The 20,611-nt window shown below is 66.1% G+C and carries 22 protein-coding genes; 8 read left to right on the top strand and 14 right to left on the bottom strand.

Translation table 11 applies throughout. The features are described from left to right. Window positions 1-20: 20 nt before the first annotated feature. Complete coding sequence (locus ACX3PH_RS13130; RefSeq protein WP_459093134.1) at window positions 21-248, top strand: DUF2530 domain-containing protein; 228 nt, start codon at window positions 21-23, stop codon at window positions 246-248. On the opposite strand, the gene ACX3PH_RS13125 is transcribed toward ACX3PH_RS13130, so the two are convergent. Both ACX3PH_RS13125 and ACX3PH_RS13120 read right to left on the bottom strand, forming a co-directional pair. Next, window positions 138-779, bottom strand: a complete 642-nt coding sequence (locus ACX3PH_RS13125) for a DUF3027 domain-containing protein (protein WP_459093133.1) — start codon at window positions 777-779, stop codon at window positions 138-140. The two genes, ACX3PH_RS13130 and ACX3PH_RS13125, sit on opposite strands and share 111 nt — an antisense overlap. After that, entirely contained in the window at window positions 772-1,155 is a 384-nt protein-coding gene (locus ACX3PH_RS13120) for a cold-shock protein (protein ID WP_459093132.1), read from the bottom strand. Before ACX3PH_RS13120 ends, ACX3PH_RS13125 begins: the two co-directional genes overlap by 8 nt. A gap of 118 nt (window positions 1,156-1,273) precedes the next feature. On the opposite strand from ACX3PH_RS13120, the gene ACX3PH_RS13115 reads away from it, so the two are divergent. The 3 genes from ACX3PH_RS13115 to ACX3PH_RS13105 are packed head-to-tail and all read left to right on the top strand — an operon-like array spanning window position 1,274 to window position 5,100. Beyond that, entirely contained in the window at window positions 1,274-1,498 is a 225-nt protein-coding gene (locus ACX3PH_RS13115) for a hypothetical protein (protein ID WP_459093131.1), read from the top strand. A 54-nt stretch (window positions 1,499-1,552) separates the two neighbouring features. Continuing rightward, window positions 1,553-3,424, top strand: coding sequence for a helicase-associated domain-containing protein (locus ACX3PH_RS13110; RefSeq protein ID WP_459093130.1), 1,872 nt, complete (start codon window positions 1,553-1,555; stop codon window positions 3,422-3,424). A 32-nt stretch (window positions 3,425-3,456) separates the two neighbouring features. After that, the gene (locus tag ACX3PH_RS13105) at window positions 3,457-5,100 is read left to right on the top strand and encodes a DNA repair helicase XPB (RefSeq protein ID WP_459093129.1); all 1,644 of its coding nucleotides are present in this window, start codon (window positions 3,457-3,459) and stop codon (window positions 5,098-5,100) included. A 91-nt stretch (window positions 5,101-5,191) separates the two neighbouring features. On the opposite strand, the gene ACX3PH_RS13100 is transcribed toward ACX3PH_RS13105, so the two are convergent. The 7 genes from ACX3PH_RS13100 to ACX3PH_RS13070 form a co-directional block, all read right to left on the bottom strand. Next, the gene (locus ACX3PH_RS13100) at window positions 5,192-6,397 is read right to left on the bottom strand and encodes a pyridoxal phosphate-dependent aminotransferase (protein WP_459093128.1); all 1,206 of its coding nucleotides are present in this window, start codon (window positions 6,395-6,397) and stop codon (window positions 5,192-5,194) included. Further along, entirely contained in the window at window positions 6,390-7,238 is an 849-nt protein-coding gene (locus tag ACX3PH_RS13095; RefSeq protein WP_459093127.1) for an amino acid ABC transporter permease, read from the bottom strand. The genes ACX3PH_RS13100 and ACX3PH_RS13095 overlap by 8 nt, the downstream gene beginning before the upstream one ends. After that, window positions 7,235-7,879 carry an amino acid ABC transporter permease gene (locus ACX3PH_RS13090; protein ID WP_459093126.1) on the bottom strand — a complete coding sequence of 215 codons (645 nt, stop codon included), beginning with the start codon at window positions 7,877-7,879 and terminating at the stop codon, window positions 7,235-7,237. The genes ACX3PH_RS13095 and ACX3PH_RS13090 overlap by 4 nt, the downstream gene beginning before the upstream one ends. Window positions 7,880-7,964: 85 nt before the next feature. Further along, window positions 7,965-8,858 carry a glutamate ABC transporter substrate-binding protein gene (locus tag ACX3PH_RS13085; protein ID WP_459093125.1) on the bottom strand — a complete coding sequence of 298 codons (894 nt, stop codon included), beginning with the start codon at window positions 8,856-8,858 and terminating at the stop codon, window positions 7,965-7,967. A gap of 44 nt (window positions 8,859-8,902) precedes the next feature. Beyond that, complete coding sequence (locus tag ACX3PH_RS13080; protein WP_459093124.1) at window positions 8,903-9,682, bottom strand: amino acid ABC transporter ATP-binding protein; 780 nt, start codon at window positions 9,680-9,682, stop codon at window positions 8,903-8,905. Window positions 9,683-9,782: 100 nt separating this feature from the next. Then, a complete protein-coding gene (gene kdgD, locus ACX3PH_RS13075) occupies window positions 9,783-10,697 on the bottom strand; it encodes a 5-dehydro-4-deoxyglucarate dehydratase (RefSeq protein WP_459093123.1) in 915 nt (304 codons plus the stop codon). Window positions 10,698-10,830: 133 nt separating this feature from the next. Further along, entirely contained in the window at window positions 10,831-11,724 is an 894-nt protein-coding gene (locus ACX3PH_RS13070; protein WP_459093122.1) for a LysR family transcriptional regulator, read from the bottom strand. Between the two features lie 166 nt (window positions 11,725-11,890). Here ACX3PH_RS13070 and ACX3PH_RS13065 point away from each other — a divergent pair, with 166 nt between their 5' ends. Beyond that, entirely contained in the window at window positions 11,891-13,348 is a 1,458-nt protein-coding gene (locus tag ACX3PH_RS13065) for an aldehyde dehydrogenase (NADP(+)) (protein ID WP_459093121.1), read from the top strand. Here the strand turns inward: ACX3PH_RS13065 and ACX3PH_RS13060 are convergent. Genes ACX3PH_RS13060 through ACX3PH_RS13040 form a run of 5 tightly spaced genes read right to left on the bottom strand, consistent with a single transcriptional unit; the run spans window position 13,345 to window position 17,324 of the window. Next, window positions 13,345-14,094 carry a pyrimidine reductase family protein gene (locus ACX3PH_RS13060; RefSeq protein WP_459093120.1) on the bottom strand — a complete coding sequence of 250 codons (750 nt, stop codon included), beginning with the start codon at window positions 14,092-14,094 and terminating at the stop codon, window positions 13,345-13,347. The genes ACX3PH_RS13065 and ACX3PH_RS13060 overlap by 4 nt on opposite strands. Further along, window positions 14,084-15,004 (bottom strand): dihydropteroate synthase, encoded by a 921-nt coding sequence (folP, locus tag ACX3PH_RS13055; RefSeq protein ID WP_459093119.1) that lies wholly within the window; start codon window positions 15,002-15,004, stop codon window positions 14,084-14,086. The genes ACX3PH_RS13060 and folP overlap by 11 nt, the downstream gene beginning before the upstream one ends. A 43-nt stretch (window positions 15,005-15,047) precedes the next feature. Beyond that, complete coding sequence (locus ACX3PH_RS13050; RefSeq protein WP_459093118.1) at window positions 15,048-16,274, bottom strand: NAD(P)/FAD-dependent oxidoreductase; 1,227 nt, start codon at window positions 16,272-16,274, stop codon at window positions 15,048-15,050. A 2-nt stretch (window positions 16,275-16,276) separates the two neighbouring features. Then, complete coding sequence (gene folE / locus ACX3PH_RS13045) at window positions 16,277-16,882, bottom strand: GTP cyclohydrolase I (protein WP_459093117.1); 606 nt, start codon at window positions 16,880-16,882, stop codon at window positions 16,277-16,279. Continuing rightward, on the bottom strand, window positions 16,875-17,324 hold the full coding sequence (locus ACX3PH_RS13040; protein WP_459093116.1) for a hypothetical protein: 450 nt from the start codon (window positions 17,322-17,324) through the stop codon (window positions 16,875-16,877). Before ACX3PH_RS13040 ends, folE begins: the two co-directional genes overlap by 8 nt. A 109-nt stretch (window positions 17,325-17,433) precedes the next feature. On the opposite strand from ACX3PH_RS13040, the gene ACX3PH_RS13035 reads away from it, so the two are divergent. The 3 genes from ACX3PH_RS13035 to ACX3PH_RS13025 are packed head-to-tail and all read left to right on the top strand — an operon-like array spanning window position 17,434 to window position 20,578. Beyond that, the gene (locus ACX3PH_RS13035; RefSeq protein WP_459093115.1) at window positions 17,434-18,120 is read left to right on the top strand and encodes a helix-turn-helix transcriptional regulator; all 687 of its coding nucleotides are present in this window, start codon (window positions 17,434-17,436) and stop codon (window positions 18,118-18,120) included. Between the two features lie 40 nt (window positions 18,121-18,160). After that, entirely contained in the window at window positions 18,161-18,853 is a 693-nt protein-coding gene (locus ACX3PH_RS13030) for a response regulator transcription factor (RefSeq protein WP_459093114.1), read from the top strand. Window positions 18,854-18,895: 42 nt separating this feature from the next. Further along, on the top strand, window positions 18,896-20,578 hold the full coding sequence (locus ACX3PH_RS13025; protein WP_459093113.1) for a sensor histidine kinase: 1,683 nt from the start codon (window positions 18,896-18,898) through the stop codon (window positions 20,576-20,578). Window positions 20,579-20,611: the final 33 nt, after the last annotated feature.

Raw genomic sequence — 20,611 nt, 5'->3', positions numbered from 1 at the left:
CGAATCGGTACCTTTAACCCATGCGGCTGTGGCTGAAAGACTCCGAGCGACGACCCGACCCGGTGCCGCCGAAAACGGATGACCGCAAACCGATCCTCATCGGGATCGGGCTGTGGCTGGTGGCGCTGGTCGCCGTACTACTTCTTGGTCCGCTGCTTGCCCCGGCCGACCGCTGGTGGGTTTGGGCCTGCGTCGCCGGACTCGTCCTGGGCGTCATCGGCCTGATCTACATCCACCGCAGGCGCTGACTCGTCGAAGTCGTCCGACTCGTCGTCGTCATCGTCTTCGTGGTCGTCGTCATGGTCATCGTCGTCTTCGTCGTCGAGTGAATCGATGTCGACCCCGTCGAGGTCACCGCTGTGCAGCAACGCCTCGTCATCGTCGTTGACGTCCTCATCATCAAAGTCATCGTCATCATCGTCGTCGTCGTCGTCGCTGTCGTCGTCGTCCAGCTCCTCCGCCGCCTGCCCGGCCTGGCCGGCCTTGTAGTCGGCGAGGCGATCGGCCCACGGCACCCAGGCCGGGGACAACAACGCCGTCTCCCCCGGGGTCAGCTCGGTCTCGAGAACGGTCGGGTCGCCCCCCTCGATGTGGGCGATGCTGACCGTCCAGCGCCAGCCCTTGTAACCGGGCATGGTGGTGTCGAAGTAGAGGGTGACTACCCCATCGCCCTCATCGATCGAGCCTGCGGGCTCGCCGATGGTGGACGCCGGGGTCATGTCGAGCAGTGCCGCACGAGCCAGCTCGAAGTCGGCGGGCGTTGCCAGGGTCTCAGGCATCCAGTTCGTCCGCGACCTTGCGCAGCATCGCCGCGATCTTGTGGCTGTGGCCGGATTCCGGGTAGCGTCCGCGCTTCAGGTTGGTGCCGATGCCGTCAAGCATCTTCACCAGGTCTTCCACGATGATCGCCATGTCGTCGGCCGGCTTGCGGCTCATCTTCGAGAGGCTGGGCGGAGCATCCAGAATGCGCGCGGACAGCGCCTGCGCGCCCCGCTTGCCGTCGGCGATTCCGAACTCGAGACGGGTACCCGCCTTCACCGCGGTGGTACCGGATGGCAGGGCGGAGGCGTGAAGGAAGACCTCCTGGCCGTCATCAGAGCTGATGAAGCCGAAGCCCTTCTCTTCGTCGTAAAACTTAACCTTGCCGGTAGGCATGGCGTACCTCTTTCTCATGCACGAGTCGTAACTCGTAAGCTTACGGGCACCCGATGGACGTATTGTTGTGGGTGTGACAAATGGCGCTCCCGGTACCGTTAATCGTAGCCAACGGATCATGGCCTACCTGATCGTTGTTCTCGTGCTGGCCTCACTCGCATCCTTCATCGCCGTCATCGTCGGCACCGCCGTGGGTGCGAACACCGAGATCGGATCCGGTCAAGGCGTCTGGCCGATCGTTCTCATGTTGCCGCTTTTCGCCCTGCCTTCGGCCATGCTGCTGACGATCGCGCTCCTGATCATCAGCAACGTCAGCCGCCGAGCCGGGAATAGGACAAGCTAGGAAGGTCGGCACCGACGCCGACCCAGTTGCACACGACAATCGGCGGGGGGACGAATGAACGACATCCTGTCACTCGCCACGCGCCTGCGCTTGATCGACGACACCGCGCTGGTCAGCGCACTGCAGGAACGCACCTTCCCAGCCGGCGGTATCAAGGACTTCTTCGACCTCGCCGAAGCGTTGCTCGAGAGCACCTCGGTGCAGCAGGCGCTCAGCCGGCTCGACCGCGGCACCCTCGCACTGCTGGCGACCGCCGGCGAGCTGGCCACCGCGGAAACCCCGTCGACGATCGCGCAGGTCGCCACCGCTCTCGGCTGGGAGCAGGCGGATGTCACGCGGCGCCTCGAGAGGCCGGCGCGGTTCCTGCTCGCCGAGACCACCGACGATCGCGCCCAGGTCTACGACGTCGTCGTCGAGCAACTGCGGTCCTGGCCGGTCTTCGGACTGCCGTCCCGGGAAGAACTCGCCGCAGACCCGGTGGGGCATCCGCCCGCCCCGGTCGCCGAAACGGAACGTCACGCCATCGACCGCCTCGCCGCGGAGAGGGCGTTCAGCGCCATCACCGTGGTGACCGCGTTGCTGCTCGAGCTGGAGCGGGAGCCGGCACGCGAGCTGGCCAAGGGCGGCATCGCCCTGCCAGACAAGAAACGACTGGCGAACGCCATCGCAACCGATCTGGACTCGGTTGCGGCGTACCTGTCCGTCGCCGACCAGGCCGGCCTCACCACCCGCGAGGCCGGCGCCTGGCTGGTCACCGAACGCGGAAACGACTGGCTGCTGGAGCCCACCCTCGCGCGGTGGCTGGTGCTGGCCGACGGCTGGGTCAGCGGGGTGCTGCCCGAAGTGCGGCGGGTGCTCCGCCGGTACTCGCAGGCGAAATGGGGCGACGGGCTTCGAGCCCATCTGGCCTGGCTCTACCCGGCCGGCGGCGAGTGGATGCAGCAGCGCATCGCGACCTTCACCCAGAGTGCCGAGCTTCTCGGCATCACCGGAGGGGAGGCGCCGAGCAGTCAGGGCGCCCTGCTGCTGGACGGCAAGCCGGCTGAGGCCGAGGAGGCGTTGCGACCCCTCCTCCCCACCGAGGTCGAGAAGGTCTACCTGCAGCACGACCTGTCGGTGGTCGCGCCCGGCCCGCTCACTCCTGCGGTGGATGCGCGGCTGCGGGTGATCGCGGACGCCGAGAACCGCGCACTGGCCGCCACCTACCGGATGTCGGCGTCCAGTGTAAACCGAGCGCTCGCATCCGGTGAGACCGCCAGCACGATCCTCGAATACCTGGAGTCGATCTCACTGACCGGCATCCCGCAGCCCCTGTCCTACCTGATCGCGGAGAGCGCCGCCCGGTACGGCCTGGTTCGCATCGGCGAGCTCACTGGCGGGGTCGACCCGGAGAACGCGGAGTACGGCGCGCGAAGCTATCTGCGCTCCGACGACACCAACCTGCTCGGCACCATCGTCGTCGACCAGAGCCTGAGCGGGCTCGGACTGACCCGCACCGGAACGCACCGGGTGGTGAGCCGGTTCCCGCTCGACCTGGTCTTCTGGACGCTCAGCGACGCGCGCTACCCGGTGGCGGCGGAGAACTCGCAAGGCGAGATCGTCGTGCTGCAGCGCCGCCGTACCGCAAAAGTGGCGCACCACGCGACGAGCGACCCGGCCGCCGAGCTCGTCGCACGACTGCGCGTCGGCGGGGAACCGGACGCCGGCGAGAACGACCACGCCTGGCTGATCAAGCAACTGGATGCGGCCGTTCGCGGCAAACTCGCCCTCACCGTGAGCGTCACCATGCCGAACGGTTCGACCACCGAACTTCAACTGGAGCCGGCGAGCATCGTCGGCGGCCGCCTGCGGGCGCGCGACCGCAACTCCGACATCGAGCGCACCCTGCCGCTGTCGAGTATCGCCGGGGTGTCCCCCGCCCACTGACCTTAAGCGGGACGGGCGTAGACTAGAACGTTATGACTAATGGGCCGCTCATCGTGCAAAGCGACCGCACTGTGCTGCTGGAGGTCGCGCATCCGGATGCCGCGGACGCCCGCCACGACCTCGCCGTCTTCGCCGAGCTGGAGCGTGCCCCCGAGCACATCCACACCTACCGCATCACGCGTCTCGGCCTCTGGAACGCCCGCGCGGCCGGCCACACGGCCGAAGACATGCTGGCCACGCTGGAGAAGTACAGCAAGTTCGCCATCCCCCAGTCGGTCGCGGTCGACATGGTCGAGACCGTGTCCCGCTACGGCCGGCTGGTGATCGAGCGCGACGACGAAGGCGTGCTGACCCTGACGGCGACGGATGCTGCGGTGCTGTCCGAGATCTCCCGCGCCAGGAAGGTGGCTGAGCTGCTCTTCGAGAAGCGCGGGCCGAACACGTTCGTCATGCAGCCGTGGGCCCGCGGGCAGCTCAAGCAGGAGCTGCTGAAACTCGGCTGGCCGGCTGAGGACCTCGCCGGATACACGCCGGGGACCCCGCACGAGATCTCCCTCGACAACGCCAACTGGTCGCTGCGCCCGTACCAGGAGCATGCGATCAGCAACTTCATCGAGCACGGCTCCGGCGTGGTCGTGCTCCCCTGCGGCGCCGGCAAGACCCTGGTCGGCGCCGGGGCGATGGCGACCACCAAGACGAACACGCTCATCCTGGTCACCAACACCGTCTCGGCCCGCCAATGGCGGTCGGAGCTGCTGCGCCGCACCACCCTCACCGAGGAGGAGATCGGCGAATACTCCGGCCAGGTGAAAGAAGTGAAACCGGTGACCATTGCGACGTACCAGATTCTCACGGCCAAGCGGAAAGGCCAGTACGCCCACCTCGAACTGCTCAATGCGCTCGACTGGGGCCTGGTCATCTACGACGAGGTGCACCTGCTGCCGGCACCCGTTTTCAAGCTCACCGCCGAGTTGCAGGCCCGCCGCCGGCTCGGCCTGACCGCGACCCTGGTAAGGGAGGACGGTCGCGAGGGCGACGTGTTCAGCCTCATCGGCCCCAAGCGGTTCGACGCCCCGTGGAAGGAGATCGAGGCCCAGGGCTTCATCTCCCCCGCCTCCTGCTACGAGGTGCGCATCGACCTCCCCCAGGACGAACGGCTCGTGTACGCGGCATCCGCCGACGACGAACGATACCGGCTCGCCGCAACCGCCCCGGCGAAGCTGGAGGTCGTCAAGGACCTCGTCGCCAAGCACGCCGGCGAGCGCATCCTGGTGATCGGCCAGTACCTCGACCAGATCGACGAATTGGCGGATGCGCTGGACGCCCCCAAGCTCACGGGGGCGACGCCGGTCGACGAACGGGAGCGGCTGTACCAGGCGTTCCGTGAAGGCTCGATCACTGTGCTCGTGGTGTCGAAGGTCGCCAACTTCTCGGTCGACCTGCCCGAGGCGACCGTAGCCATCCAGGTGTCCGGGTCGTTCGGTTCCCGTCAGGAAGAGGCCCAGCGGCTGGGACGCCTACTGCGCCCGAAGGAGAGCGGGCTGCCCGCCAACTTCTACACGCTCGTCGCACGGGACACCGTCGACCAGGAGTTCGCGCAGAACCGGCAGCGGTTCCTCGCCGAGCAGGGCTACAGCTACGAGATCCTCGACGCGCACAGCCTGACCGCCGCCTAGGGACTCGCCGGTAAGTGGGTCGAGCTTGTCGAGACCCATCGAGCCTGTCGAGATTCGTTGCAGGGCTTCGACAAGCTCGACCAACCTTCGATCAGAAGCGGGCGGCCAGGTAGTCGCGGATGCGCTCCAGACCTTCGACCAGTGCATCATCATCCAGGGCATAGGAGAACCGCAGGTGCCCGGGAGCCCCGAATGCCTCGCCCGGAACGACCGCGACATCGATCTCCTCCAGTAGAAGTTGCGACAGTTCGAAGCTGGTCGTGACCGGTGACCCGTTCAGCTCGAGCGTTCCGTCCAGGAGCCCTCGAACATCCGGGAACACGTAGAAAGCGCCCAGCGGATTCGCCACCCTGACGTTCTTGAACGTCTGAATCAATTCGTACGCGATGCGCCTGCGCCGATCGAAGACGAGCCGCATCTGCTCCGGAAAGTCCTGCCCGTGACGGATGGCCGCCAGCGCAGCCTGCTGGGAGATGTTGGAAACGTTGCCGGTGGTGTGCGACTGGAAGTTCTTGACGGCATCGATGATCGACGGGGTAGACACGATCCAGCCGAGGCGCCAGCCGGTCAGCACGTGGCTCTTGGCCAGTCCGTTGACGATAATGAGCTGCTCCCTCGGCACGAACCGGGAGATCGAGTTGAACTCGGCGCCGTCGTAGACGAAGTCGTGGTAAATCTCGTCGGAGAGCACCCAGATCCCGTGCTCTGTCACCCACTCACCGATCAGGCGGATCTCGTCCTCGGTGTACACCGAACCGGTCGGGTTCGACGGTGAGGTGAGGATCAGCACCTTGGTGCGATCGGTGCGCGCCCTTTCCAGGTCGGCGACCGTCGTCTTGTACTCGCTGTCGACATCCGTCGCCACCGGCACCGTGATGCCACCGGCGAGCTTGACCTGCTCCGGGTAACTCGTCCAGTAGGGGGCGGGCAGGATGACCTCGTCACCCGGGTTCAGGATCGCCGACAGGGTGTTGTAGATCGCCTGCTTGCCGCCGTTCGCGATGGCCACCTCGCCCGCAGTGAACGGGGTGCCGGTGTAGGCAGTGGTGTACTCGGCCACCGCCTGGCGCAGTTCCGGCAGCCCGGACGGACCGCTGTAATGGTGGTTCTTCGGGTCGTCGATGGCGGCCTTGGCCGCTTCGGTGATGAACGACGGGGTGTCGAAGTCCGGTTCCCCGGCACCGAACGCGATCACCGGGCGACCCTCACTGCGGTACTTCTTGGCGAGGGCGTCGATCGCCTGCGGCGCGGACTCCGTCACCGAGGCGAGGAGACGGGAAACGGTCAGGTCACTCATATTGCGGGATCTCCTGGTTGGACTTTCTTCCGGAATTCGACCACTTCTCCACCTTCACGGCGATGAAGGAGAGCAGCAGGCAGAGTCCGATGTAGATGGACCCCATGACGATGGCGGCCGGGATGATCGGGCTGCCGTACTGGAACTGGGTTCCGTAGAACTTGGCCAGGTAGAGCAGTTCCGGGTAGGTGACCATGAACCCGAGCGCGGTGTCCTTGAGCGCGACCACGAGCTGGGAGATGATCGTCGGCAGCATGTTCCGTATCGCCTGCGGCGCCAGGATCACCCGGAGCACCTGACCCCGGGTCAGCCCGATCGCGTACCCGGCCTCGCTCTGGCCCTTGGGCAGCGACTGGATGCCGGCGCGGAAGATCTCGGCGAAGACGGAGCCGTTGTAGATCATCAGGCCGCCGACGACCGCAACGAACGGCGTCACGAACGTGGCACCGAGCACCGGCAGTCCGTAATACATCAGCATCATCAGGATGAGCAGCGGGATGGCACGGAACGTCTCGGTCAGCCAGCTGAAGGCGACGGTCACCAACTTGATCTGCGACAGCCGGCCGAGGAGCAGCAGCACGCCGAGCACGAGGGCGAACACCGCACCGGCCAGGAACGCGTTCATGGTGGAGACGGTGGTCTTGAGGATCTCCTGCTGCACCATCGGGAAGGTGAACAGCTGCCACTTCTGCGCCTCGAACTGCCCGGAACGGTACAGCTGGAAGGCGATGAAGCCGAGGAAGGCCACCACGACAGCGATGGTGATGAATCCGGCGATGTTGCTCCGCCGGCGCCCCTTCGGTCCCGGGACGTCGAAAAGTTCCTGAGTGGCGTAGCTCATGATTGCGCCCACTTTCGTTCGAGCTTCCGTTGCACAGCGGCCAACCCCATCACCAGGATGAAGAAGAACAGCGCGACCCACAGCAGCGTGACCAGCAGGTTCTCGCCGCGCTCAGACATGTTGGCGGAGATGGCACCGGCCTGCATGACTGAGAAACCGCTCGCGACGGTGGTGTTCTTCAGCGCGGCGATGAAGACGCTCACCAGCGGCGGGACGACGTTGCGGAAGGCCTGTGGCAGCAGCACAACGCGCATGACCTGGCCGAAGGTGAGCCCGAGCGCACGCGCCGCCTCAGTCTGCCCCTTGTCGATCGAGTTGATGCCGGACCGGAAGACCTCAGCGACGTAGCTTGCGGTGTACAGCACGAGGGCGATGATCGCGAGCGTCATGTAGTCGAGGGGCGGCAACCCGAGCTTGGGGTATCCCAGTGCGAAGAACATCATCAGCAACGCGAGAGGCGTGTTCCGCAGGGTGTTCACGTACACGGTGCCGACGGCGCGCATCGGTGCCGACGGCGCGATCCTCAGGATGCCGATGATGCATCCGAGAACCAGGGAGAACACCGCGGAGATCACGAACATGATCACCGTGTTGGTGAACCCGAGCACGAACAGGTCGAGGTTGTCTAAGAGAACCTGCATGGGTGACTTTCCGATCTATGCGCTGTAGTTGAGACCGGGGAGAGGGCCGGAATCGGCCCCCTCCCCAGTTCGCGCGGATTGACTCTTAGTAGTTGTCGACCTCAGCGGTTTGGAACTTGACACCCGAGGAGCCCAGGTTGTCGTCGTAGATCTGCTGCAGGACATCCGACTTTCCGGTGAGCAGTTCGTTCACGAACTTCCGCAGTTCGTCATCGGCCTTGGTCACGCCGATGCCGAAGCCTTCGGTGGTGAACGGCTTTCCGACGACCTTGAGCTCGTCCGGTGCGAGGGTGCTGTACCCGATGAGGAGGGCCTCATCCGTGGTCACGGCGTCGACTTGGCCGCTGGTCAATGCTTCGACGCACTGGGCCATGTTGTCGAACTCGACGGTCTCGACGTCAGGGTGGTTCGCCTTGACGTACTGGATCGGGGTCGAACCGGTGATCGAGCACACCTTGTGCCCGGCCATGTCGGCCTCGCCCTTGATGTCGGTGTTGTCCGCGCGCACCAGAAGACTCTGGCCGTTGGTCATGTACGGTCCCGCGAAGCCGATGAGTTCCTTGCGCTTGTCCGAGATCGTGTACATGCCGATGATCAGGTCCGCGTCACCGTTGGTCAGGGCCTGCTCGCGGCTCTGGCTGGGAATGGTGACGAACTCGATCTTGTCTGCGCCGAAGCCGAGCTCAGCGGCAACCCAGGTGGCCAGGTCGATATCGAAGCCGGAGCGCTCTCCGGTGGCCGAGTCGCGCATGCCGAAGCCGGGCTGGTCCTCCTTGACGCCGAGAACGATCTTGCCGCGCTCCTGCATGGCCTCAAGCGTGGGGCTGCCTTCCAGCTCGACGCTGGAATTGACCGGGAACTTCGCCGCATCAGCGGGAGCATCCGCATCGGTGGCCGGGCCTGCAGTCGCGCAAGCGCTGAGCGCGAGCGTGATCGCTGCCGCAGCAGCGACCGCCAGGGTCATTCTTTTCTTTGACATATTTCTCCTCATTGTGATTGTCAGGTTGGACTTCGGCGGTGAAGTTAACGGGCCAGGATCTTCTGCAGGAAGTCCCGGGCGCGGGTGGTCTTGGGGTTGGCGAAGAACTCGGTCGGTGGTGCCTCTTCGACGACCTGGCCATCGGCCATGAAGATGATCCGGTCGGCGGCCTCGCGGGCGAATCCCATCTCGTGCGTGACGACGACCATGGTCATGCCGGTCTTGGCGAGTGCCAGCATCACGTCCAGCACCTCACTGACCATCTCCGGATCGAGGGCGCTGGTCGGCTCGTCGAAGAGCATGATCTTGGGCTTCATGGCCAGGGCCCGCGCGATCGCCACCCGCTGTTGCTGCCCGCCGGAGAGTTGCGCAGGTAGCTTGCCGGCCTGGTTGGCAACGCCTACCCGGTCCAGGTGTTCCATGGCCAGCTTGTGGGCATCCGCCTTCTTGGCCTTCCGCACCAGCATCGGGCCGAGGGCGACGTTCTCGAGCACCGTCTTGTGGGCGAACAGGTTGAACGACTGGAACACCATACCCACGTCCGCGCGCAGCGTGGCCAGCTCGCGGCCCTCCTCAGGCAGTGCAACTCCGTCGATGTAGATCTCACCGGACGTGATCGTCTCAAGGCGGTTGATCGCCCGGCACAGCGTCGACTTGCCGGCTCCCGACGGGCCGATCAGCGCGACGATCTCCCCACGGTTCACCACCGTGTTGATGTCGCGAAGCACGTGATTGTCGCCGTAGAACTTGTTGACCTGCTTGAGGATCACCAGGGCGTCGTCGGAGGATACCGACGGTATCGAGACTGTGTTGTGAAGATCCATGGAGGCTTCCTGCTCTTGGTTGGGTGCGGGCGAACCGGCACTGGGGCAGCGGACAGCGCAGAGCTGCCCCAGTGCACGCGTCAGCGCGTGGGGTGCGTGGTTACTGGACTCGGGCGATCAGCTCGCGGAGCATCTCGTTCTCGTCACCGGTGAGATCGGTGAGAGGAGCGCGCACACTACCGATCGGGCGTCCCGTCACGTTCAGGCCTGCCTTGACGATGGACACCGCGTAGCCCTGCTTGCGGTCCCGGATTTCCAGGTACGGCAGAACGAAGTCGCGAAGACCGGCGAAGACGAACTCGTGATCCTTGGCGCGGACGGCCGCATAGAAACGAAGAGCAAACTCGGGAACGAAGTTGAACATGGCTGACGAGTATGTTGTCACACCAAGCTCCAAGTACGGCAGCGCATAGGTTTCGGCGGTGGGAAGGCCACCAATGTAGATCAGGCGGTCGCTGAGCTTCGTGTAGATCTTGGTCATCTGGTCGAGGCTGCCGACGCCATCCTTGAACCCGATCAGGTTCGCATTGCGGTCGGCGACCCGGGCAACGGTGTCGGCATCCAGGGCCATGTTGGCGCGGCTGTATACGATGACGCCGAGCGAGGTGGCTTTGCACACTGCCTCGATGTAGGCGGCGAGCCCATCCTGCGATGCCTCGGTCAGGTAGGGCGGGAAGAGGAGGATGCCTGCGGCGCCTGCTGCTTGTGCGATGCCCGCCTGCTCAATGGCGTTGGCAACGGAACCGCCGGCCGGAGCCAGCACGGGGAGCTTGCCGTTGACTTCCTGCACGGCCGCGGAGACGACCCGGGAGATCTCGGGGTTAGTGAGGGAGAAGAACTCACCGGTTCCGCCGGCGGCGAAAAGGCCTGCGACGTCGTAGCTGCTCATGTACGCGAGGTGCTCACGGTAGCGGGCCTCGTCGAAGCTGAGGTCCGCGGCGAATGCCGTCACGGGGAAGGAGAGAAGTCCGCTGCCGACCTTGGTGGCGAGGTCTTGCGGGCTATAAGCATTCACAGTCGATGTTCCTTTGTTCAGGTGGCTTCTCCGCCGAGGGAGGCTGGGCTTCCTCGACGTTCGTCTCAGCGTAGGGACGCTTGAATACCTGATCAACTGCTCTTTTGTATCTATCAATACCTTTCGTGCATGGTTATGCGAGGCCTGCGTTCAACTCCGTCAGCACCGCGTGGGCCGACTTGAACACCGGATTCGAGTTGTCCGACCGCCAGACGGCGTGCAGTTTCACCTTCGGATCCGGATGCTCGGCGATGGGCCGGAAGACGATGCCGGACATCCCGAGTTTGGCCGCCGACTTGGGAACCAGCGCGATGCCCTTGTTGGCGGCGACCAGCGACAGCATGCTGTGCACCTGGGTGATCTCCTGGCTGGGGAGTGTGGGAACTGCCGCGAGCACGGTCTCCACCAGCGCCCGGAAGTAATGCGCCTGGTTCGGTGAATAGGTGAGCACCCGCTCGCCCTCCAGCTCCGCAATCCGAATCGCCCTGCTGGTCACCGCCAGTCGGTGACGGCTGCTGATGGCGGTGATCAGCGGCTCCTGCCGCACCAGCAGTGCTTCCAACTCAGCCGACCGCGGCACCTCTCTCACGAAGCCGATGTCGATTGCCCCGCTCAGGACCGCCGAGATCTGGTCTTGCGACACCATCTCCTGGATGTCCACGGTCAGCTCGGGAGCGTGCTCATCCAGTCGCGCGAGGATCTCCCCCAGCAGTTCCATGATCCCGGTGGCGGTGATTCCGATCTTGATCTCCCCGGCCGCCCCTTCGGCGATCCGCTTCGCCATGCTGCGGGAGGCGTCAGCGATGCTGAGGATCTTCTGCGCCTCCCCGTGGAAGGCGCGGCCGGCTGCGGTGAGGCTCACCGCCCGCTTGGTGCGGTCGAACAGGGCGAACTCGAGTTCCGCCTCGAGTTTCTGGATCTGCCGGCTGAGCGGCGGCTGCGTCATATTCAGTTGTTCAGCGGCTCTGCCGAAATGCAGTTCCTCGGCCAGGACGACGAAGCTCTTGAGTTGGTCGAACGTGAACATCGGCCCTCCCGGCCTCTCAGGTGCGCTGCCCGCAATCAATACCTTAGACGCATCACCGGATGCGTTTCGGGGCTTGGACTGGCATCATGCTCGCAACTTAGGCTTGCCAGCGACGCCCGACACCGACATCCGGCTGTCGCGGCTCGCACAAGCGCAAGAGGACATGATGACGAACCAGACCCCCGCCGAAGCCATCGAGCAGATCGCAACCCGAGCCGCGTTGGCGTCCGACCAGTGGGCGGCCACCAGCACCGACGAGCGGGGTAGCGCCCTCGTCGCCGTCGCGGATGCGCTCGACGCCGCCGCCGACCGCCTGGTCCCGATCGCTATCGCCGAGACCCACCTCGCCGAGGGCCGCCTGCGCGGCGAACTGACCCGCACCACCTTCCAGCTCCGCCTGTTCGCGGAGGTGCTCAGCGACGGCAGCTTCCTGGGCGCCCGCATCGACGAAGCCGACAGCACCTGGCCGATGGGCGTTCCGCGCCCGGACCTCCGGCGCATCCTGACCTCCGTCGGGCCGGTCGTCGTCTTCGCCGCCAGCAACTTCCCGTTCGCCTTCTCCGTGGCCGGCGGCGACACCGCCTCAGCGCTGGCCGCCGGATCCGCCGTGATCCTCAAGGCCCACTCCGGCCACCCCGAGCTGTCACGGGCCACCGCGGCCATCATCGTCGATGCGCTCGCCGCGGCCAGTGCCCCCGACGGCCTGTTCACGCTGATCACCGGAACCGAGGCTGGGCGCCTGGCGCTGCAGCACCCGGAGGTGAAGGCCGGCGCGTTCACCGGATCGATCGGCGGCGGTCGCGCCCTGTTCACCATCGCCCAGTCCCGCCCGGAGCCGATCCCGTTCTACGGCGAGCTCGGCAGCGTCAACCCCGTCTTCGTCAGCCAGGCGGCCGCAACCGTCCGCGGCGCCAGCATCGCGCAGGAGTTCGTCGCATCCTTCACCATGGGAGCCGGCCAGTTCTGCACCAAGCCGGGCGTGCTGTTCGTGCCCAGGTCGTCAACCATGGTCGACGAACTCGTCCAGATCCCGTTGCCGCCGGCCGCGCGACTGCTCAACACGCGCATCCAGCAGGGCTACGTCGATTCACTCACCACCATTCAGGACCGGGCGGATGTTCGCGTGCTGGTCTCCTCGGATGGCGCCCTGGCTGACCCGCCCGCCCCGACCGTCCTGCTCACCGATGTCGAGGCGGTGCTCCGTGACCCGCTCGCCCTCGTGACCGAGGTGTTCGGCCCGACGGCGCTCGTCGTAGAGTACGACGACGAGGCGCAGCTGCTGGACGTCGCCCGGGCGATCGACGGCCAGCTAACCGCCACCATCGTCGGCGAGGACGACGACGAGATCGCCCCGGAGTTGATCCGCCTTCTGTCGAAGCGTGCCGGCCGGGTGCTCTGGAACCAATGGCCCACCGGGGTGTCGGTGACCTACGCCCAGCAGCACGGCGGCCCGTACCCGGCGAGCACCGCGTCGTCATCCACCTCCGTCGGCACCGCGGCGATCGAGCGCTTCCTGCGGCCGGTCGCCTACCAGGGCCTGCCGCAGCACCTGCTCCCGGCCGCCCTGCGCGACGACAACCCGCTGGAAGTGCCGCGGCGCGTGAATGGCGCGACCGTCGCCTAGAAGCGGGGCCCGCCCGTGTACCGCAGCAGCAGGGTTCCGTCGGCTGCGGTCAGCACGTGGGCGAGCTGCATGGCACGAGGGGCGGCCGGATGCCCGTCGGTGATGCGCCGCGCAACGCCGCCCTCCAGCCGCGGGCTCAGGGTGAGGCACAACTCGTCGAGGGTGCCCTCCTCGGTCATGGCGCCGAGCATATGGGGGCCGCCCTCGCTGTGCACCTGGGTGAGGCCGCGTTCGGCCAGCACGCGCAGCATCCGCCTGGTGTCCACCCGATCTTCACCGCAGTCGACCAAGTCCGCCACCCCGGCGAGCGCCGCTCGGCGGTCAGCGGGCGCGTCCGGCACGGTCAGCACCAGCGGTCGCACCGGGTTGTCGGCGAAGATCGCCGGGTCGAGGTCCAGGCTGGCCGACACCACGGCGAACACCGGCTGCGCCGCCAGCCCGCTGCGCAGCCGCCAGTCGGCGGAGGCGTCATCGACGCTCAGTCCCCCGTAGCCTTCGGCGCGTACCGTTCCGGCACCGACGACGATGACGTCGGCGAGACGGCGCAACAGGTCGAACACCCGCCGATCGGCCGGCGACCCGAGCCCGGCGGAGAGCCCATTGTGCGTGGCCGCCCCGTCCAGGCTGGAGACGAAATTCGCCCGCAACCACGTGCGTTCGCGGTCGCCCGCGGCATACAGGTCGAGCAGTTCGTCGTCGCTGAGGGCATCCGCCGCCCCGGCCCGCCGGATCTCGTCAGCCGACATCCGGCTCCCTCACGTTGAACTCCATGGTGTTGTGCTTCAGGTACGCCGGTTCACGCAGCCCCAGGATCGCCTCCGTCATCCGCACCGCCGCCACCGTCTGCGCCACCTCGTGCACCCGCACGATCCGGGCGCCCTGCAGGATGCAGGCGACCGCCGCCGCCAGCGAACCCTCCAGTCGCTCCCGTTTCGGCACGTCGAGCGTCTCCCCGATGAAGTCCTTGTTCGAGAGGGCGACCATGGTCGGCAGTCCCAGCTCGGTGACCACCCGCAGCCGCCTGGTCAACTCCAGCGTGTGCAGCGTGTTCTTGTTCAGGTCGTGGCCGGGGTCGACGATGATCCGCTCCTCCGGAACCCCGAGGCTCACCGCCAGCTCTACCCGGCGACGCAGGAAGTCGGAGACCTCGGCAGCGACATCCGCGTACTGCGGATGCGGGTATTGCGTTCGCGGGGTGGCCAGCGAGTGCACGATCACCAGCGAAGCCTCGCTGTCTGCGACCACCCGCACCAGGTCGTGGTCGCTGAGCCCGGTGGTGTCGTTGACGACGGTCGCACCGGCCTCGATGCTGCGCCGCGCCACCTCCGCGTGGAATGTGTCGACCGAGATGACGACGTCGGATGCCCGGCGCAACTCCGCGATGACCGGCACCACCCGGGCGGCCTCCTCCTCGAGCGGGAGCGGGTCGCCCGGAGAGAACGGAACCCCGCCGATGTCGACCCAGTCGGCGCCGTTCTCCACCGCTTTGAGGGATGCAGCGACCGCCTTGTCCAGCTCGAAGTTGATGCCGGCGTCGTAGAAGGAGTCCGGCGTGCGATTGATGATCGCCATCACCGCCACGCGCCTGGAGAAGTCGAAGGTGCGCTCCCCGATGGTGCGCACCGGCGACGTCAGCGGCGGCAGTGCGAAGGTCATGCGGTCCATCGTCTCATCCGGCCGGGTAAGCGCGCGCGACCCGTCACACCTCGGCGAGCGGCACCGCCGGGTCGGCGAGCTTGGCGGCATCCACCTGCCGGCCCGAACGGATGAGGTCCTGCACCTGGTCGTTGACGTCCCAGATGTTGACGTTCATGCCCGCGACCACGCGGCCGTCGTTCACCCAGAACGCGACGAACTCGCGCCCGGCCTTGTCGCCGCGGATGACGACATCGGCGTCCCGTGTGTACGGCGGGTAGCCGGAGTATTCCATCCCGAGGTCGAATTGGTCGGTGTAGAAGTATGGGATGTCGTCGAGCGCGGCATCCTGGCCGAGCATCGACTTCGCCGCCACCTTGCCACTGGCGATCGCGTTCGCCCAGTGCTCGTTGCGCATCCGCTGTCCCACCACTGGGTGGAAGGAGTTGGCCACGTCGCCGGCCGCGAACACGTCGTCGGCGCTGGCGCGCAGTCCAGCGTCGACCACGATTCCGTTCTCCACCGTCAGCCCGGCCTTCTCGGCCAGCTCGATGTTCGGGATCGCCCCGACCCCCACCACGACGAGGTCGGCCGGCAGGGTCTCCGAGTCGGTGACGACTCCAGTCACCCGGCCGCCGTCCACCGTGAACGAGACCAGGTCCGACGGCAGCCGGAACACGACCCCGTTCGACTCGTGGAGCTCCTGGAACACCGCGCCCAGCTCGTCGCCGAGCGGCCCCTGCAGCGGAATCGTCTCCCGCCCGATCATGGTGACGCTGTTGCCGTAGCCACGGGCAGCGGATGCCACCTCCAGCCCGATCCACCCGGCGCCGACGACCACCATGGTGTGGCCGCCTTCGGCGAGCGCCTTGTGCAGCCGCTCGCTGTCCTCGACCGTGCGGAGGTAGTGGATGCCGTCGGCGTCGGACCCTGGAACGCTCACCGTGCGCGGTGTCGCCCCCGTTGCCAGCAGGAGCTTGTCGTAGGCCAGGCTGCGATCATCCGCCAGCGTCACCTGGTGCAGGGCTGGGTTGATGGAGACGACCTTCGCCCCAGCCTCGACATCGATGTCGTTCTCGGCGTACCAGGCAGCCGGGTGCACGAAGATGCTGTCGCGTTCGGCCTTGCCGGTGAAGTATTCCTTGGACAGCGGCGGCCGGGAGTATGGCAGGTGCCCCTCAGCTCCCAGGATGCGGATGCTCCCGGTGAAGCCCTCGTCGCGCAGAGTTTCCGCTGCTGTTGCGCCGGCCAGGCCACCGCCGACGATCAGGATACTCTCGTTCGTTGCCATGTCTATCTGTCCAATCCGAATTGTGCCCGAAGCGGGCCGGCGTGCTCGAGCTCGCCGCTGAAGGTCGATGTCACGGTGGTCGAGCCCGCCGACTGCACCCCGCGGAGCGACATGCAGAGGTGCTCGGCTTCGAGCACCACCCCGACGCCGCGTGGTGAGAGTTCCCTGGCGAACCAGTCCGCCACCTGCTTGGTCAGCCGCTCCTGCACCTGCAGGTCGCGGCTGAAGTATTCGAGTACCCGGGCGATCTTCGACAGGCCGAGCAGGCGTTCCCCCGGCAGGTAGCCGATGGTGGCCACGCCGCGGAACGGCAGCAGGTGGTGCTCGCAGAGTGAGTGGAACGGGATGTGCCTGACCAGCACGAGGTCGCGGTAGCCTTCCGTGTTCGGGAAGGTTGTCGGGGCGAACTCCTGCGGTGTCAGCAGCTCGAGCATGGAGTCGACAACCCGGCGGGGCGTCTCCTTGAGACCGTCGTCGGTCAGGTCGCGACCGAGCGCGGTGAGCAAGTCGGCTACCGCCGCCTCGGCGCGCGCCCGGTTGCCGTCGCGGCCACCGTCGATGACGGTGAGACGCGGGGCGTGCTCGCGCTCTACCGGAAGGTCAGTCATCTGAGCGCCTGAACGGCAGCTTCGGCGCGTGCACCACCGACAGCCTCCAGAGCGCGAGGGCCCCGACCAGCAGCCCGAAGTCACGCAACGCTACGTCGTAGAAGCCGCCCATTACCAGGAGGTTGACGATGATGCCGGCGAGCCAGACGGCGACCAGCAGCGACCCATAGCGGGGAACAACGAGCACGCAGATTCCGGCGATGATCTCGATGACCCCGACGACGTACATGAACTGCTGGTCGGTGATGGCGAGCGTATCCGTGACCTCGGGCGTGAGGTACACCGGCCAATCGACCAGCAGGTTGAAGAACTTGTCGAGCCCGAAGACGATCGGGGCAATGGTGAACACCGTTCGCAGCAGCGCGAATGCCTGCCATGACGGGTCACGCTTGAGAACGGATGCTTGCGGGCTAGTCGCCACGTCGCGCTTTACCTGGGTCATGTTCTTCCTTCGTTGAAAGGGTGAAGGCTTCCAAAAGCCTGTGGTCTTGACTTTAGAGCCTCCCGAATTCTTTTGTCAAGAAATCCCGTTTTAGAGTTAGGATGAATGCGTGGCAAACGAAGAACAGAATTCGCGACTGACGGCAGTGGCCTCGATCCACGATCCCCTGCGACGCGCGCTCTTCGATTTCATCTCCGCGTCAGGCACTGCGGTCGGGCGGGACGAAGCGGCGGGCGCGCTCGGCATGGCCCGCGGAACGGCGGCGTTCCACCTCGACCGCCTCGTCGACGACGGCGTTCTCACGGTCGAGTTCAAGCGGTTGAGCGGCAAGACCGGGCCAGGATCCGGGCGCCCGGCGAAACTGTACCGGCGCGCAGCCGAGGAGTTGCTCGTCTCCATCCCGGAGCGCCACTACGACCTCGCCGGCAGCGTGCTCGCTTCATCGATTGAAGAGTCCGACCGCACCGGGGAGCCGGCCAGGCAAGCACTTTCGCGGGTGGCAACCGAGCGCGGACGAGAACTCGGCCAGCGCGCCGGCACCCTGCGGAACGCACTCGAGATCGGCGGGTACGAACCCCGGCAGGCCGAGAATGGTGACACGATCCTGGCCAATTGCCCGTTCCACAGCCTGGCTATGAGCCACACCGATGTCGTCTGCGATGCCAACCTCAACCTGCTGCGAGGGGTCGCCGAAGGCGCCGGTGACACCGAGCACAATGTCGTTTTCGATCCGTGTGACGGTCAGTGCTGCGTGCGGATCACCGCGCGTCATGGCGAAACCGACACCACCACCTGACTCCCAGACAACGTTCAGGCAACACGCAGATACTGGCACCATGAGTGGTGGACCCAGAGTACTGATCGTCGATGACGAACCGAACATCCGAGACCTGCTGACAACCAGCCTTCGCTTCGCTGGCTTCGCCGTGCGTGCGGTGGGCAACGGAGCGCAGGCCATCTCGGCGGTGCTGGAAGAAGAGCCAGACCTGATCATCCTCGACGTCATGCTGCCCGACATGAACGGATTCGGCGTGACCAAGCGGCTGCGGGCATCCGGCTACACCGCACCGATCCTCTTCCTGACGGCCAAAGACGACACCGAGGACAAGATCACCGGTCTCACCGTCGGCGGTGACGACTACGTGACCAAGCCGTTCAGCCTGGACGAGATCGTGGCACGCATCAAGGCCATCCTGCGCCGCACCATGCAGGAAGAGGAAGACGCGATCATCCGCGCCGGCGAACTCACCATGGACCAGGACACGCACGAAGTCACCATCGGTGGTGAGCAGATCGAGCTCAGCCCGACCGAGTTCAAACTGCTGCGCTACCTGATGCTCAACCCCAACCGGGTGCTCAGCAAGGCGCAGATCCTCGACCACGTCTGGGAGTACGACTTCAACGGCGATGCCGGAATCGTCGAGTCCTACGTGTCCTACCTGCGGCGCAAGCTCGACCAGTACTCCGAGGAGCCGGTCATCCAGACCAAGCGCGGCTTCGGATACATGCTCAAGGCGACCAAGGCCTGACTTGCGCGCATGCCGGCCCGCACGACGTAGCCTTGAGGCCTGATGCACGAACAACCGACGGACTGGTGGAGCGGGGTCTCCCTCAGGTCCAAGATCACCGGCGTCACGGTGTTCATTGTGACGATGGGACTCCTCGTCGCCGGGGTTGGCACCATGACCGTGCTGCGCACCTACCTGCTCGACAAGCTGGATGACCAGATCCGCGCATCCGCCAGCCTGCTGCCGGCACGTATCGACCTGGATGCGCTGTCGGCCAATCGCGACGGCCTCCCGTCTCCCTTCTACCGGGCGGCCATCGACCACGAGGGCAACCTGCTGAGGGACAACCTCGGCAACGGGCAGGACGAACTGCGACCGGTACTCGACCAACTCACCATCAGGTATGTGTTGAGCAATGAGGGGCCGTTCACGGTGCAGAATGAGGCCCGCACCTCGCAGATGCGGGTGATCGCGTTCCCGGTCGAGGTGCTCGACAGCGGTGAAATCGTCACCCAGGTGGTCGGACTCAGCCTCAACGACACGAACGCCACCATCGCCCGGTACACGGCCATCTTCCTCGGGTTCTCGCTCTCGGTCATCCTGCTCAGTGCTGCCCTCACCCGGGTGCTGGTCACCTCCACTTTCCGTCCGCTGCGAGAGGTGGAGGCGACCGCCGCCGCCATCGCCGACGGTGACTTCAGCCAGCGCCTGCCCGGCGCCACCCCCAACACCGAAGTCGGGCGGCTCAACCGCTCGCTGAACCTGATGCTCGGGCGAATCGACCGCGCGTTCGCCGACCGGGCAAGGACCATCGACCAGATGCGCCACTTCGTCGGTGACGCCAGCCACGAACTGCGCACACCACTGGTATCGGTGCGCGGCTACGCCGAGCTCTACCGTATGGGGGCTCTGCAGAACGAGGAAGACGTCTCCCAGGCGATGGAACGCATCGAGAAAGAGGCGATCCGGATGGGCGAGCTGGTCGAAGACCTCCTCGAGCTGGCCCGCGCCGACGAGGCCAAACCGCTTCGCCTCACTCCCGTCGACCTGCTGCCGATCGCCCAGGATGCCGCCCTCGACGCGATGGCCTCGCAGCCCGAGCGAACGGTGAAAGTCATCGTCGCCGAACCAGAACTCTCCCAGTCCCACAACCTGGACGCCGAACCAGAGCCGACCACCAAGCCACTGACCACGGCAACCGGCCCGATCGCGTTCGCCGGCGCCCAACTGGCCCGCCTCCGCTCGATGCGATCCCGCCAGCTCAAGCAGGAGATCCAGCGGCTGACCGTCAACCCCGAGCCGATAAGGCTGGTGGTCCCCGCCGTGGTGCTCGGCGAGGAGAACAAGCTGCGCCAGGTCGTCACCAACCTGATGGGCAACGCCATGCGGTTCACCCCGCCCGGGAGCCCGATCGAGCTCGGCGTGCGGGTCGACCGTCACCGGCGGGTGGCCATGCTCGACATCATCGACCACGGTGAAGGGGTACCGCCCCAGATCCGGCAGAAGATCTTCCAGCGGTTCTGGCGTGCGGACTCCTCACGCACCAGGGAGACCGGTGGAAGCGGGCTGGGCCTTGCCATCGTCTCGGCGATCGTCGCGCAACACAAGGGGTCGGTCGACGTGCTCGACACCCCCGGCGGCGGCGCAACGTTCCGGATCGTGCTTCCCCTCCTCCCCCAGGACTATGTCGCACCCAGTTCAACAGGATCGAACGGCTGGCAGCAGCAGGACCGGCCCTCCTCCTAGCGTTGGCTGCACCCCAGGCGCCCGGTCTGGGCA

The sequence above is a fragment of the Homoserinimonas sp. A520 genome (assembly GCF_054489245.1).
Note: the sequence above shows the minus strand (reverse complement) of the source record. Positions and strands in the feature narration are given on the sequence as shown.